The sequence below is a fragment of the Corynebacterium limaceinasi genome, from assembly GCF_046717465.1.
In the GTDB taxonomy this organism is placed as follows: Bacteria; Actinomycetota; Actinomycetes; order Mycobacteriales; family Mycobacteriaceae; genus Corynebacterium.
The window spans coordinates 1,409,887-1,424,849 of record NZ_CP177100.1; the positions used below are offsets into that span (position 1 = coordinate 1,409,887).

At 61.3% G+C, this 14,963-nt stretch carries 13 protein-coding genes; 1 reads left to right on the top strand and 12 read right to left on the bottom strand.

Going from position 1 to position 14,963, the window contains the following annotated elements; translation table 11 throughout:
* Window position 1 precedes the first annotated feature (1 nt).
* The 11 genes from metK to pyrR all read right to left on the bottom strand — a co-directional run bounded on the left by metK (window position 2) and on the right by pyrR (window position 12,556).
* Entirely contained in the window at window positions 2–1,234 is a 1,233-nt protein-coding gene (metK, locus tag ACLI1Q_RS06905; RefSeq protein ID WP_284771916.1) for a methionine adenosyltransferase, read from the bottom strand.
* A 97-nt stretch (window positions 1,235–1,331) separates the two neighbouring features.
* A complete protein-coding gene (gene coaBC, locus ACLI1Q_RS06910) occupies window positions 1,332–2,585 on the bottom strand; it encodes a bifunctional phosphopantothenoylcysteine decarboxylase/phosphopantothenate--cysteine ligase CoaBC (protein ID WP_411696934.1) in 1,254 nt (417 codons plus the stop codon).
* A gap of 138 nt (window positions 2,586–2,723) precedes the next feature.
* Window positions 2,724–3,026, bottom strand: coding sequence for a DNA-directed RNA polymerase subunit omega (gene rpoZ / locus ACLI1Q_RS06915; RefSeq protein WP_005279075.1), 303 nt, complete (start codon window positions 3,024–3,026; stop codon window positions 2,724–2,726).
* A gap of 39 nt (window positions 3,027–3,065) precedes the next feature.
* The gene (gene gmk, locus ACLI1Q_RS06920) at window positions 3,066–3,635 is read right to left on the bottom strand and encodes a guanylate kinase (protein ID WP_005283138.1); all 570 of its coding nucleotides are present in this window, start codon (window positions 3,633–3,635) and stop codon (window positions 3,066–3,068) included.
* 8 nt (window positions 3,636–3,643) lie between these two features.
* Window positions 3,644–3,967 carry an integration host factor, actinobacterial type gene (mihF, locus tag ACLI1Q_RS06925; protein WP_023017443.1) on the bottom strand — a complete coding sequence of 108 codons (324 nt, stop codon included), beginning with the start codon at window positions 3,965–3,967 and terminating at the stop codon, window positions 3,644–3,646.
* A gap of 259 nt (window positions 3,968–4,226) precedes the next feature.
* Complete coding sequence (pyrF, locus tag ACLI1Q_RS06930) at window positions 4,227–5,066, bottom strand: orotidine-5'-phosphate decarboxylase (protein WP_284771918.1); 840 nt, start codon at window positions 5,064–5,066, stop codon at window positions 4,227–4,229.
* Window positions 5,050–8,391 carry a carbamoyl-phosphate synthase large subunit gene (carB, locus tag ACLI1Q_RS06935; RefSeq protein WP_284771919.1) on the bottom strand — a complete coding sequence of 1,114 codons (3,342 nt, stop codon included), beginning with the start codon at window positions 8,389–8,391 and terminating at the stop codon, window positions 5,050–5,052. Before carB ends, pyrF begins: the two co-directional genes overlap by 17 nt.
* Window positions 8,392–8,416: 25 nt before the next feature.
* The gene (gene carA / locus ACLI1Q_RS06940) at window positions 8,417–9,577 is read right to left on the bottom strand and encodes a glutamine-hydrolyzing carbamoyl-phosphate synthase small subunit (protein ID WP_284771920.1); all 1,161 of its coding nucleotides are present in this window, start codon (window positions 9,575–9,577) and stop codon (window positions 8,417–8,419) included.
* A gap of 42 nt (window positions 9,578–9,619) precedes the next feature.
* On the bottom strand, window positions 9,620–10,957 hold the full coding sequence (locus ACLI1Q_RS06945) for a dihydroorotase (RefSeq protein WP_284771921.1): 1,338 nt from the start codon (window positions 10,955–10,957) through the stop codon (window positions 9,620–9,622).
* A 37-nt stretch (window positions 10,958–10,994) separates the two neighbouring features.
* The gene (locus ACLI1Q_RS06950; protein ID WP_284771922.1) at window positions 10,995–11,951 is read right to left on the bottom strand and encodes an aspartate carbamoyltransferase catalytic subunit; all 957 of its coding nucleotides are present in this window, start codon (window positions 11,949–11,951) and stop codon (window positions 10,995–10,997) included.
* Entirely contained in the window at window positions 11,948–12,556 is a 609-nt protein-coding gene (gene pyrR / locus ACLI1Q_RS06955) for a bifunctional pyr operon transcriptional regulator/uracil phosphoribosyltransferase PyrR (RefSeq protein ID WP_284771923.1), read from the bottom strand. Before pyrR ends, ACLI1Q_RS06950 begins: the two co-directional genes overlap by 4 nt.
* A gap of 145 nt (window positions 12,557–12,701) precedes the next feature.
* Here pyrR and ACLI1Q_RS06960 point away from each other — a divergent pair, with 145 nt between their 5' ends.
* Window positions 12,702–14,045 (top strand): TIGR01777 family oxidoreductase, encoded by a 1,344-nt coding sequence (locus ACLI1Q_RS06960; protein ID WP_284771924.1) that lies wholly within the window; start codon window positions 12,702–12,704, stop codon window positions 14,043–14,045.
* Between the two features lie 39 nt (window positions 14,046–14,084).
* Here ACLI1Q_RS06960 and ACLI1Q_RS06965 read toward each other — a convergent pair whose 3' ends face one another.
* Window positions 14,085–14,582 (bottom strand): 3'-5' exonuclease, encoded by a 498-nt coding sequence (locus tag ACLI1Q_RS06965; RefSeq protein WP_284771925.1) that lies wholly within the window; start codon window positions 14,580–14,582, stop codon window positions 14,085–14,087.
* Between the last annotated feature and the right edge of the window lie 381 nt (window positions 14,583–14,963).

Below are 14,963 nucleotides of genomic sequence, written 5' to 3' on the forward strand. Positions count from 1 at the left end.
TCTACAGACCAGCGGCAGCGCGCAATTCCTCCACACGATCCAACTGCTCCCACGGCAGGTCAACGTCGGTACGGCCAAAGTGGCCGTAGGCGGCGGTCTGGCCGTAGATAGGACGCAGCAGACCTAATTCGCGGATAATGGCGGCCGGACGAAGGTCAAAGACCTTATTAACGGCGGCCTGGATCTGCTCATCGGTCAAGTTCTGCTTCGCGGTTCCGAAAGTCTCGACGTAGAGGCCAACCGGCTTGGCGCGACCAATGGCGTAGGCCACCTGCACCTCTGCGCGATCCGCCAGGTCTGCCGCGACGATATTCTTGGCCACCCAGCGCATGGCGTAGGCCGCAGAGCGGTCCACCTTGCTGGGGTCCTTGCCGGAGAAGGCACCGCCGCCGTGGCGGGCCATGCCACCGTAGGTATCCACGATGATCTTGCGTCCGGTAAGGCCAGCATCGCCCATAGGACCGCCCAAGATGAAGGAGCCGGAAGGATTGACCAAGAGGTTGGTCTCATCGGTGTAGTACTTATCGAGCCCGGCATCCTTAATAACCCAATCGAGCACCTCGCTGCGCAGGTGGGTTTCTAGCCATTGGCTATCAACCTCAGGATCGTGCTGGGTAGAAATAACGACCGTATCCAGGTGAGAGGGCTCATTATTGTCGTTATAAGCGAAGGTCACCTGGGTCTTGCCGTCCGGGCGCAGGTGGTCCACGATGTCCTCTTTGCGCACCTGGGTCAGGCGGCGGGACAGGCGGTGCGCCAAGGCGATGGGCAACGGCATGTACTCCGCGGTTTCATTCGACGCGTAACCAAACATCAGGCCCTGGTCGCCGGCGCCGGCGGTATCATTTTCCTCGTCATAATCCGCGCCCTGGTCGCGCGCCTCGGTGGAGGTATCCACGCCGGCACCGATTTCCTGCGACTGCTCGCCGATGGCGATATTGACACCACAGGTATTGCCATCAAAGCCCACATCGGAAGAGGTAAAGCCGATGGACTTTAGGGTCTCGCGCACAAGAGCCGGAATTTCCACGTAAGCGTTGGTGCGGACCTCGCCCACGACGTGCACCTGGCCGGTGGTAACCAGCGTTTCCACGGCAACGCGAGACTCCGGATCCTTTTTTAAAAGTGCATCCAAGATGGCATCCGAGATGGCGTCACAGATTTTATCCGGGTGCCCCTCAGTAACGGACTCGCTTGTAAAAAGACGAGCTTCCACTGCAGCGTTATCAGTCACAAAAACTTCCTTTGATTATTACGTATTCGATACCGAGGCATTCTGCCCCAACCCATCACAAGGCAACCCTAGACCAAGCGGTCTATAAACGCAATATTTAATTTCCCGATTCAATCATTTCATTCACGACGCCCAGAATCTGCGCCGCGACGACCTGCTTAGATCCATGCTCCACGCGCTGCGGTTCCTCGTTTCGTCGCAGGATCCACCCCTCGCTGCTTTCCTGGCCAAAGGTCACGCCGCGGCCAACCTCATTGGCCATCAGTACGTCGCACCCCTTGCGCGCAAACTTTTCTTTCGCATAATCCAGCGCCGAAGAATTGGCATCCCCCGTCTCGGCCGCGAAACCGACGATGACGCACTTCTGCGGCACCTCGCCCTCCTCGCGGGCTGCCACGAGAGACTTCAAAATATCTGGGTTTTCCACCATCTCCAGCGCGGCAAGCGCATCATCCGCCTTGCCCTTTTTCATTTTGGACTCGGCCACATTCGCGGGCCGGTAATCCGCGACCGCAGCGGCCATGATGACGATATCGGCATCGCGGGATTCCTCGCGCATCGCGGCCTCCAAGTCTTGCGCAGAAAGGATGTTCCGGATCGTAGCCCCACTCGGTACGGGCAGCTCCGCCGTATTGCCGGCCACAACCGTGACATCCGCGCCCTTGTGCGCGGCCACCTCTGCCAGCGCAAAGCCCTGCCTGCCCGAGGAACGGTTTCCTAAATAACGCACCGGATCCAATTCCTCTTGGGTGCCACCGGCAGAAATAACCACCTTCAGCCCCGTCCAGCTGTGATCGATATGAAAACCCGCGAGCTCGGTGCGCGCGATGGCGGCAATTTGTTCTGGATCCGGCAGCCTGCCTGCGCCCGTATCCTTACCCGTAAGGCGCCCGTGCGCTGGTTCCATGACGGTAATTCCGCGCCGGCGCAGGATCTTTACGTTGTGTTGCGTCGCTGGGTTATTCCACATTTCGGTGTGCATGGCGGGCGCCACAATGATAGGACACGTTGCCACCAGCACGGTCGCGGTCAAGAGATCATCGGCGCGTCCCGCGGCCAGGCGGGCAATAAGATCAGCCGTGGCAGGGGCGATGACCACGGCATCGGCCTCCTGCCCTACAGCTACGTGTTGAACGTCCTCGACGGCTTCAAAAACACTGGTGGAAACCGGATTTCCGGATAATGCCTCAAAAGTGGCGGCACCTACGAAGTTCAATGCGCTTTCTGTAGGAACGACGCGGACATTATCGCCATGTTCTTTGAAATTGCGCACCAAGTGGCAGGCCTTATACGCGGCGATGCCACCGGCAACGCCCAACACGATATTGCGAGGAGAATTTAAGTCAGTCACATCGCCCAATCGTACCGTGCAGGCATGACAAGAACCCCGCCCAGCCACCCCGGTAGTTCCACAGAAGTGAAACCATATGGGGTTGGCCGGACGGGGCTGAAATGAGGCACAAGGTGCGCACGCGAAAGCGCGCGCTAGTTACTTGCCTTCCTCGTGGTCCAACAGACCTGCATCGATTTCGCGCAGCGCGATGGACAGTGGCTTCTCGCCGGGCTCTGGGTTAACCAGTGGGCCGACGAACTCAAAGACGCCTTCATCTTGCTCTTGGTAGTAGCTATTGATCTGGCGCGCACGCTTGGCAGCGAAAATCACCAAGGCGTACTTGGAAGAAACCTTGTCCAACAGCTCATCGATTGGCGGGTCCGTAATGCCAATCGGGTCATCAAATACCGGTTCCGACTTCGCGGATTCAGTGTTAGAAGGGGTGGTCACGTTAGTCACATGCACCTTTACATTGGTTGAAGATGGTCAAAAAAGAGTCTATCCACGCAGGATATCACTAATGGCGGCCACTGCCTCATCTAGGTTTTCATTGACCACAACGTGATCAAACTCATCCTGTGCAGCTAGTTCCTCGTACGCAGTGTGCAACCTACGATCAATGACGTCTTGCGGTTCGGTACCGCGACCGGTCAGGCGCTCTACCAACACCTCCCACGAAGGCGGTGCCAAGAAGACCAAATCCGCTTCCGGCAAGGCCTTGCGAACGCTGCGCGCACCGGCCAAATCGACCTCGACGAGAACCGGGCGACCGGCGTCTAAGGCCTCTTCTACGGGCCGGGCGGGTGTTCCGGAACGCTGCAATCCGCCGTGAATATCTGCCCATTCGAGCATCTCACCGGCATCAATGCGTTCCTGAAAGGCCTCAGGGGTGACGAAGAAATAATCCACGCCATCTTGCTCCCCGGGGCGGGGCTGGCGCGTAGTCATAGACACGCTGAAATACAGCCCCTCGACGTCATGCCGTAGACGCGAGACTACGGTGGATTTCCCCACTGCGGAAGGACCCGCCAACACGACGAGGCGACCGCGAGCAGTTGCGTCAGCCATAGACGTGATTATTCGTCGTCGTAACCGAAGCGCTCAAGCAGAGCACGACGCTGGCGCTCACCCAGACCGCGCAGGCGACGGGTCTGCGCAATCTCCAGATCTTCCATGATTTCCTTGGCCTTGACCTTGCCAACCTTAGGCAGAGCCTCGAGGAGTGCGGAAACCTTGGTCTTGCCGATGATCTCATCGGTCTCAGCCTTTTCCAGCACGTCCTTCAGGTCGGTTTCGCCGCGCTTAAGCGCAGCCTTGAGCTCAGCGCGAGCCTTGCGGGCCTCAGCGGCCTTTGCGAGAGCTTCCTTACGCTGCTCATCAGTCAACTTTGGAAGGGCCACGAGTTTCCTCCGATTCATTAGATTGCTTCTATTACTTCTGATACTTGGTACCAGATTCCGGCTGCCAAACGCGATGGAAATACCGCGGAAAGTTACCCTGAACCTTCGAGCACACCGACTTCTGATTATCCTAGCACCGCTAGTGACACGATGACGATCAACGGCCCAGATGGGCCGCTCGTTTTAGCACGTCAACGCACATGCTTAGACCAAAATACCAGGTAAACGGCGCGGCCGTTAATTGGCCCCGCCGCGTGTTCTAATCCCGGAATTGGTCTGCGGTATCGATCACCGCTTTGCGCAGGTCATCGACCTGGGGGCCGCGTTGCAAGACGGCGCGCGAGACATTGGCGAACCCAAGCTGCGGGCACGCAGACACAGTGGAGTGCACCTGCGCGGGACCCGCCCCCTGGGCGCCGACGCCGGGAAGCAGCACCGGGCCATTAAGCGCGTCCAAGCGGGGCGGGTTCTCGACGGTCGCGCCCACCACAACGCCGACGCTTCCAGCAACGCCAGCCTCAAGCGCTGAGGCATTAAAGGCGGCGCACTCATCGATAACCGCCTGGGCAATCGAGTCCGCAGTCCCCGCGGGCACCGCCTGAATGGCGCGCGCCTCTGGATTAGAGGTTGCCGCGAGGACGAATACTCCGCGGTTGTTTTCTTGCGCCATGGTAATGGCCGCGCCCAGCGCCCCAACGCCGAGGTATGGCGAAAGTGTAACCGAGTCAGCGCGCAGCGGCGAGGTCTCCCCTAGCCAGGCATCGCCATAGCCTTCCATCGTGGAGCCGATATCGCCGCGCTTGGCATCTGCTACCGTCAGGCATCCTGCCTCGCGCAGGCCGGCCAGCGTTTCTTCCAAAACCGCAAAGCCAGCAGCGCCGAAGCGCTCGAAGAAGGCCACCTGCGGCTTTACCAAGGCAGCGGTGTCCGCAAAGGCCTCGACGCAGCGCAGGCTGAAGGTGCGCAGGCCTTCTGCGGTATTTTCCAGCCCCCAGTGCTCTAAGAGGTACGGGTGCGGGTCGATGCCTACGCAAAGCCGCCCGCGCTCGCGGCCGGCGCCTTCCAAGCGCTGGCCAAAGGATTTAGTTGCGTGGGCCATGCTCAAGCTCCTGAAGTGCACGGACCTGCAAATCACCCTGGCGCAGCGCCTCGATGCCCTGCACCGCCGCCGTAATGCCCTGGACCACCGTGACGAGCGGCAGGCCCATGTGCACCGCTGCGGCGCGGATATCGTAGCCATCGTGGCGCGCACCGGCAGAGCCGGCTGGCGTATTGAGAATCCAGTCAATCTCGCCGTTGAAAATCTTGTCCACGATGGACTCTTCGCCCTCCTTGGCCTCAGAGACCTTGACGGCAACCTCGCACTCGATGCCATTGCGGCGCAGCATCTGCGCGGTACCTGCGGTAGCGACGATGTTGTAGCCCATGCGCGCCAAGCGCTGGATGGGGAAAATCAGGGTGCGCTTATCCCGGTTGGCCACGGAGACGAAGATGGTGCCTTCCGTGGGCGGCACGGCAAAGGCGGCGATTTCACCCTTGGCATAGGCCGCACCAAAGTTGGTGGCCAGCCCCATTACCTCACCGGTGGACTTCATCTCCGGCGACAACAGGGTATCGAGAAGGCTGCCGTCTGGCCGACGGAAGCGCTCGAAGGGCAAGACCGCTTCCTTGACCGCAATCGGGTGGTCAAGCGGCAAGGAGCCGCCGTCGTAGGCCGATGGGATGAGACCTTCTTCCCGCAGTTCCGCGATGGTAGATCCCATCATGATGCGGGCGGCGGCCTTAGCCAGCGGCACGCCGGTCGCCTTGGACACGAACGGAACGGTGCGCGATGCGCGCGGGTTGGCCTCAATGACATAAAGGATGTCATCCTTCAAGGCGAACTGGACGTTCATCAGGCCCTTTACGCCAATGCCCTCGGCCAAGCGGCGCGTGGATTCGCGTACCTTGTCGATGTCCTCTGGTCCCAGCGTCATCGGCGGCAGGGCGCAGGAGGAGTCGCCGGAGTGAACGCCGGCTTCCTCGATGTGCTCCATCACGCCGCCCAAGTAGACCTCGTTGCCGTCGCACAGGGCGTCGACGTCGATCTCGATGGCCGAGTCCAAGAAGCGGTCCACCAAGACCGGGTGGTCTGGGGAGAGCTCGGTGGCGCGCTCGATATAGTTCTCCAGCGACTGCTCATCGTAGACGATTTCCATGCCGCTGCCGCCCAACACGTAGGAGGGGCGAACCAGAACCGGGTAGCCGATGGAGGCCGCGACCTTCCGGGCCTCCTCGAAGGAGGTGGCGGTGCCATACGATGGCGCTGCCAGCTCGGCCGCGTCCAGTACCTTGCCGAATTCGCCGCGGTCCTCGGCGGAGTCGATGGCCGCAGGGCTGGTGCCCACCACCGGCACGCCGGCCGCATCGAGGCGCTCGGCCAAACCCAGCGGGGTTTGGCCGCCCAGCTGCACCAACACGCCGGCGACCTCGCCGGAGGCTGCCTCTGCGTGGTAGACCTCCATGACGTCTTCGAAGGTCAGCGGCTCGAAGTACAGGCGATCAGCGGTGTCATAGTCGGTCGATACCGTCTCAGGGTTGCAGTTGACCATCACGGTCTCATAGCCCTTGCGGGAAAGCTCAAGGGCGGCGTGCACGCAGGAGTAATCGAATTCGATGCCCTGGCCAATGCGGTTCGGGCCAGAGCCCAAGATGATGACCTTGCCCTTCGAGCCTTCCGGCGCCGGGTGGACCTCGGTTTCGGCATCGGGGTCCAGCTCATAGGAGCTGTAGTGGTATGGCGTTTGCGCCTCGAACTCGCCGGCGCACGTATCGACGGTCTTGAAGACGGGGCGAATGCCCATGCGCCAGCGCAGGCTGCGCACGCCGTCTTCGCCGTTGAACTCGGGGCGCAGGGCGGCAATTTGGGCATCGGAAAGCCCAAAGACCTTGGCCTCGCGCAGGAGCTGCTCGGTGAGCACGGGGGCATCAACAAGCTCCTGGCGGAATTCCACCAGGCCCTCGAGCTCCGCGATGAACCATGGGTCCACGCCGGAGGCCTCGTGGACCTCGTCGACCGTAGCGCCAAGGCGCAGGGCCAGCTCGATATCGTACATGCGGCCCTCGGTGGGGCGCTCGAGATCCTTGAGCACCGCCTGCACGTCGGTGGCGCGCTCGCCCGCAAAGTACTCATCTGGCTTGGTCCAGAACCCGTTGGGCTTGTTTTCCAGCGAGCGCATCACCTTATTCAGGCCGGAGATGTAGTTGCGGCCGATGCCCATGGCCTCGCCCACCGATTTCATCGTGGTGGTCAAGGTGTCATCGGCGCCGGGGAACTTCTCGAAGGCAAAGCGGGGCGCCTTGACAATGACATAATCCAAGGTCGGCTCGAACGCCGCTTGGGTTTCGCCGGTGATGTCATTTTGCACCTCGTCCAACGTATAGCCAATGGCCAATTTCGCGGCCAACTTTGCAATGGGGAACCCCGTGGCCTTGGAGGCCAGCGCCGAGGAGCGGGAGACGCGTGGGTTCATCTCAATGACGATGATGCGGCCATCATCCGGGTTCAAGGCGAACTGGATATTACAGCCGCCGGTATCAACGCCGACCTCGCGGATGATGTCGATGCCCAGATCGCGCATCTTCTGGAACTCGCGGTCCGTCAGCGTCAGCGCCGGCGCCACGGTCACGGAGTCCCCGGTATGCACGCCCAGGGCATCGACGTTTTCGATGGAGGCGACGACGACCACGTTGTCATCGCCATCGCGCATGAGCTCGAGCTCGAATTCTTTCCAGCCGAGGATGGATTCCTCGATGAGCACGTTGGCCTCCGGCGAAGCCGCAAGCCCGCCGCCGGCGATGCGGTCCAAATCCTCGTTATTGAAGGCCAGGCCAGAGCCCAGGCCACCCATGGTAAAAGACGGGCGCACCACAACGGGAAGGCCGAGCTTGTCGACGGTCTCGTGGACCTCATCCATGTTGTGGCACACCGCCGAGCGGGCGGATTCCCCGCCTACCGAGGCCACGATGTCTTTAAACTTTTGGCGGTCCTCGCCGCGCTCGATGGCATCGATATCGGCACCGATGAGCTCGATATCGTACTTATCCAAAATGCCCTGGCGGTCCAGCTGCACCGCGGCGTTCAGCGCGGTTTGCCCGCCCAAGGTAGCCAGCACGGCGTCGATGGGGTGGCCTTCCTCGGACTCCTTGACCAGGATCTTTTCGATGTATTCCGGTTCGATGGGCTCGACGTAGGTGTGGTCAGCGAACTCGGGGTCGGTCATGATGGTGGCCGGGTTCGAGTTCACCAGGGTCACGCGCAGGCCCTCCTCCTTGAGGACGCGGCAGGCCTGGGTTCCGGAGTAGTCGAACTCGCAGGCCTGGCCGATGACGATGGGCCCGGAGCCGATGACCAGGACGTGATTAATGTCAGTGCGCTTTGGCATAATATTTCTTCCTTTTCCTGGGTGACTACTTTTTCGGGGTGTGGTTGGCCATGAGCTCTAAGAATTGATCAAAGAGCGGGTTGGCATCGTGCGGGCCGGCGGCGGATTCCGGGTGGTACTGCACCGAAAAGGCCATGCCATTGCGCAGGGCGACGCCCTCGACCGTGTCATCGTTCAAGCAGATGTGCGTGATGTGGGCCGGGCCGAAGTCCGAGGCGAATTCGGCGTCCTTCTCGGCCAGGTCGTAGTTATCTGGCGCTTTCAGCGCGAAGCCGTGGTTTTGGGAGGTGATGTCGATCTTGCCAGTCAGCAGGTTGCGTACCGGGACGTTGATGCCGCGGTGTCCGAATTTCATCTTGTAGGTATCTAGGCCCAGCGCGCGCCCGAGCAGCTGGTTGCCAAAGCAGATGCCAAAGAACGGGATGTCCGCCGCGAGCACCTTTTTGATGGTGGCAACGGTGTCATCGGCAGTAGCCGGGTCACCCGGGCCGTTGGAGACAAAGACGCCATCCGGGTTATAGGACTGAACTTCTGCAAAGGTGGTCGTTGACGGCACTACGATGGTCTCGATGCCGCGCTGGGAGAGGTAGCGCGGCGTTGCGGACTTCACGCCCATGTCAAAGGCGACGATGGTGTGCTTCTTTTCTCCTTGGGCCTCAACAACATAGGGCTTATCGGTGGATACCTCGGCGGCAAGATCCGCGCCCTCCATGGAGGATTGGCTCTTTACTTCCTCGAGGAGTTCCTCGACGGGCCGGGTGGCGGCCTCGCCGGAGAAGAGGCCCGCGGAGATGGAACCATAGTTGCGCAGGTGGCGCACCAGGGTGCGGGTATCGATGCCGCGGATGCCGATGACGCCTTGGGCCTGCATTTCTTCGCTCAAGCTGCGCTCGGCGCGCCAGCTGGATACGCGGCGGGACAGATCGCGGATAACCAGGCCTGCGACCCAGATATTATTGCCGTGGGACTCGTTGTCCTCATCGTTCCAGCCGGTATTGCCAATGTGCGGGGCGGCGGAGACGACGATCTGGCGGTGGTAGGACGGATCCGTCATCGTTTCCTGGTAACCGGTCATCGCGGTGGTAAATACGGCCTCACCGAGGGTGGTGCCGGTCGCGCCGAAGCCGTAGCCACGGAAGGTACGCCCATCCGCAAGGACGAGGATTGCTGGGGTTTTATCAGTCACGTCGTGGCCTTTCTGTGCCTTGATTGGTTTCTGTGTGCAAGGTTAGTCATGGGTTGCGGCGTTCAGATCGAACGTTACCGAGCCGCGCAAGATGGTGTGGGTAACTCGCGCACCAAATTCCTCGCCCGCGTACGGGTTGTTCTGGGACTTGGATGCAAGCTGAGCGGAATCGGATACCCAGTGGTGTTGCGGGTCGACGATGGTTAAGTTAGCTGGCTCCCCTACTTCCAAGGGGCGGCCGTGGCCTGGCAGGCGCGTGATCTCGGCGGGGCGCTCGGACATGACGCGGGCAATAAAGCGCCAGTCCGCCAGGCCGGTTTCCACAAAGAGCTTGGCGATGACCGCCAGCGAGGACTCCAATCCCAGCATGCCGGGACGCGCATTTTCGAATTCCACGCACTTGTCTTCGGAGCCGTGCGGCGCGTGGTCGGTGGCGACGCAGTCAATGGTCCCATCAAGAAGCGCCTGGCGCAGCGCCTCCGTATCGCGCTGTTCGCGCAGCGGCGGGTTCACGCGGAAAAGGCCGTCATAGGTGCGCAGCTTGTCATCGGTCATCAGCAGGTGGTGCGGGGTGACCTCTGCGGTAAGCGGAATATCGTGTTCCTTCGCCCACTGCAGGAGCTCCACCGTGCCCTGCGTGGAGGCGTGGCAGATGTGCACGCGGTTGCCGTAATCGCGAGCGAGCAGGGCATCGCGGGCAACGATGGATTCTTCCGCCACGCGCGGCCAGCCGCGCAGGCCCAGCCGTGCGGCGTTTTCGCCCTCGTGGGCGGAAGACCCACCGGTCATGCGGTCATCCTCGGCGTGCTGGGCCAGTAGCACGTCCATTCCCTTGGCGTATTCCAGCGCGCGGCGCATGAGCTGTGGGTTTTGCACGCACTTGCCGTCATCAGAAAACATGCGCACCTTGGCATCGCTACGCGCCATCATGCCGAACTCCGTCAAGGACTTGCCTTCTAGGCCCTTGGTGATGGAGCCAACCGGGTGGACATCGCAAAGCCCCAGCGCCTGGGACTTCGCCCACACGGATTCGGCGATGATGGGCTGATCCGTGACCGGCGTGGTATTGGCCATGGTAAAGACCGCGGTAAACCCGCCCTTGGCCGCGGCCTTGGAACCGGACTCGATGGTCTCGGTATCCTCGCGGCCTGGCTCGCGCAGGTGCACGTGCATATCAACCAGGCCTGGCAGCAACACGTTGCCGCCGCCGTCGATGGTCTCGGTGCCTTCTGCCTGCACCTCGGGGCCGATGGCGTCAATAACGCCACCGCGGATGAGGACGTTGGTGGGCTCGCCTTCCCCGTACAGGCGAATATTTTTAATCAGTAGTGGGTTCTCGGCCGGGGCGGACAGCCGGCCGGTAGCTGGGTACGTAGTCATTTTCTCTCCCTTTTACGTGGCTTATGCTCTGCCCGGTTTAAATCCCGGCGTTGTCCCCATTGGTCAGCAGCGTAAAAAGCACTGCCATGCGCATGTGGACACCGTTATTGACCTGCTGCAATACCGTGGTTTTATCCATATCGGCCACGGCGTAGTTGATCTCCATGCCGCGCAGCATGGGACCTGGGTGCATGACAATGGCGTCCTTGTGCAGCGCCGCGGCGCGCTGCTGCGAGAGCCCGAAGAGCTGCGCGTACTCGCGGTGGGAGGGGAAAAAACCGCCGTCCATGCGCTCTTGCTGCACGCGCAGCATCATCACGACATCGGCATCCGCAAGCTCTGCATCAAAGTCATAGGACACGCGGACCGGCCACTTGTCCACGCCCCACGGCATCAAGGTCGCAGGCCCCACGAGGGTGACCTCCGTGCCCAAGGTGTGCAGGAGATCCACGTTGGAGCGCACCACACGCGAGTGCAGGCAATCGCCCACAATCTTTACCTTCAGGCCTTCAAAGCCATTATTGCCGCGCAGGCCCAGTCGCTGGCGCATCGTGACGGCATCGAGCAAGGCCTGCGTCGGGTGCTGATGCGCACCGTCGCCGGCATTGATAACGGCAGGGCCGTTGCCATCTGGGTCCACCCACTGGGCCAGCTGTTGCGGCGCGCCGGAAGAGGGGTGGCGCATGATGATGGCATCGGCGCCGATGGCCGCCAGCGTCAGGCCCGTATCTTTGAGGGACTCGCCCTTTTTCACGGACGAGGTAGACGCCGAGAGGTTGATAACGTCAGCGGACATCCACTTTCCGGCCGTTTCAAAGGACGAGCGCGTGCGCGTGGAGTTTTCATAAAAGAGCGTATAAATCGTGCGCCCGCGCAGCGTCGGCAGTTTTTTGACCTCGCGGCCATCGAGCGCCTCGCGGAAACGATCGGCCTCATCCAGCAGGCCGATGATCTCTGCGCGGGATAGTTCCGCGCTATCGATGAGGTGTTTCATGAGTGCGTTCCCCTTATCTGCGCGGCATCGCCCGCGGACGTAGAGCGGGTGAGGACTACGGCATCGCGGCCATCGATGTCCTGGATATATACGGAGACATCTTCTTCCCGCGCCGTGGGCAGGTTCTTGCCCACATAATCGGCGCGGATGGGGACTTCGCGGTGACCGCGGTCCACCAATACGGCCAACTGGATAATCGAAGGCCGGCCAACATCGCCCACTGCATCGAGGGCGGCGCGGATGGTGCGGCCGGAATAAAGGACATCATCGACCAAGATGACGGTGGCATTATCGATGCCTCCGTCTGGGATGGAGGTCGGTTGCAGGGCGCGGTGCGGGAAATTGCGCAAATCGTCCCTGTACAACGTGATGTCGAGCGAGCCCCATGGAACGGGGACCCCGGAAAACTCGTGTATCTTTTGCGCGAGGCGCTCCGCTAGGGGCACTCCGCCTGAGGGAATGCCCAGCAAAATGACCCGCGGGGCCTCCGCGGAATCGAGCGCCGTCTTTTCAATAATCTGGTGCGCGATGCGTGCAACGGTACGCGAGACATCATCGGCGCTTAAAAGCTCCAATTCGTTCGCGTTCACGTCAGTTCCACTCATCGTGACCTCCTTCCCCGCCTCACGGTGCGGTCCTTAAAGGATGCCTGTCAATGAACTTGTAGACGTCTATGCTGATAGACACGTATTACTCTAGCACCTTACCCACCCCGTGGGTGAGGCTTAGCCGAAAGAGGTGCATCACGCAGTGAGTTTCTCCGCGCAGCACGTAGTCCCAGCCTCCCGCGAACACGTCTGGCAATGGCATACCCGGCCAGGGGCGCTCACGCGCCTGAACGCCCCCTTCACCTTGATGAAGCCGGTGCAGCAGGCCACCGATCTGGGCACTGGCACCTCCCTGCTCGCCCTGCCCGGTGGTTTGCAGTGGACGGCTCAGCACGACCTTGCGCGCTACCAGGCCGGCTATAGTTTCAGCGATGTGTGCGTCAACGCCCCCATCCGCAAATTTGCCAAGTGGCGCCATACGCACCGTTTTGCCGATCACCCAGACGGGACGCTGATCACGGACGAGGTAGATACCCGCATTCCCGCCGCGGCCCTCACCTCGGTATTCGCCTATCGGCAGCACCAGCTCATCGAGGATATTGCCTTTGAAAACCGCCTGCGCGAAGGCCAACTTGGCCACAAGCCCTTGACCATCGCGATGACCGGCTCGCGCGGCAGTGTGGGCAGCGCGCTGACCGCGCAGCTACAAACCTTAGGCCACACCGTGATCCCGCTGGTGCGCGGCACGGCGGAGGCAGGCCAGCGCGAGTGGCGCCCGCACCACCCGCGGCCCGATCTCCTCGAGGGCATCGACGTGCTCGTACACCTGGCCGGCGAACCCATCTTTGGGCGCTTCAACGATAGCCACAAGTCCGATATCCGCGACTCCCGCGTGGGCCCCACCGAAAACCTCGCCCGCCTGGTCGCCGCGACCGATTCCGTGCAGGCGATGGTGTGCGCCTCTGCCATCGGCTTTTACGGTTCCGAGCGCGGCGCTGAGCTGCTTTCCGAGGACGCCGAGCGCGGCGAGGGCTTTCTTGCCGATGTCGTGGCGGACTGGGAACGAGCCTGCGACCCCGCCCGCGAGGCCGGAAAGCGCGTGGTCAATATCCGCACCGGCATCGTCATGTCCGGCAATTCCGGCCTGCTGCCGCTCTTGCGCGCACTGTTTTCCACAGGGCTTGGCGGCGCCTTTGGTGACGGCAACTTTTGGTACAGCTGGGTCGCCTTAGACGATCTCACCGATGCCTATATCCGCGCCATCGTGGATGAGAAGCTTGCGGGGCCGGTCAATGGGGCATCGCCAGGCCCGGTGCTCAATAAGGACTTCGTCTCTGCCTTAGCAGCCGAATTGCACCGCCCCACCATACTGCCGATCCCCCAATTCGGCCCAGCCCTGCTCCTGGGCAAGCAAGGCGCGCAAGAACTCGCCTTGGCCGACCAGCGTGTGAAGCCACAGGTACTGGAGGATATAGGCCATACCTTCCGCTACCCCACCATCCAGGGCGCCTTGGCGCACGAACTCGGCGGCGAAAACCTGCTCTAAGGCCAGGCCATTGCAATACTCTTGGCGGCCGAAACGCCTCTACGCAGGCAAGAGCTCCGATGCCTCCCCGACCACGCTGACTAGGAGCATGTCGCGGGCACGCGACGCCGCAACATAAAGCAGCGCCCGCTCTCGTTGAAGAGCTTCATCGGCCTCGGCGGGGGCAAGCCCTCTCAATAGGTAACGCTGAGGGAGGGCCGCGGCGTTGACGTCGAGGAGGATGACGTGCGTAAACTCTAAGCCTTTGGCGTTGTGCATCGTCATCACTGCCACTGGGCGCTCCGTGGAGGTGCGGCGGCCAGCACTGACGGCTACGTCGTGCTCACCCAATTGGCGGGCGATCTCTTCGCCGCGCTGGTTGGTACGGGTAAGTACGCCGATGGAGACGTCTTCTTCGCCCTGGGTCCAGTCCTTAATGTGCGCAGCCAGCACTGCGGCTTCCTCCGCTTTGGACTCCGAATGCAGCACAATCGGTGCTGGGCCCTGGCACACTGAGTGGTATCCGGTGAGTTCATCCACGTCCTCTTCGGAGTCCACCCATTCAGTTCCCTCCAAAATCGCGGTGGCATAGCCCAGAGGGCAAAGAGCAGTCCAAACGAGTCTCAGCGACAGCCGGCAGACTCATGAAAGGAGCCCGAGTTTCCGGCTGGAAACAAGCCATCAACCAGATGGTCGTGGCCTACCCCGACAGCTTCGACAATTACCTATAAAACTAACCCCACACTCAAATAACTTGGCACGCTCAAGCTAAATACATATTCGATCCATCCGCGATCGGGCCTGACCCCGGTGTGTCTACTTTCCGAGACCAAGCCCTACCCTCCCCTCAATCCTGATAGCGCCTATCAACCAAATAAACGTACTAATCCCCCTTCCTCGCTAGTAAACATGACGCGGGCTTGTTTTAGGGACCGGTAA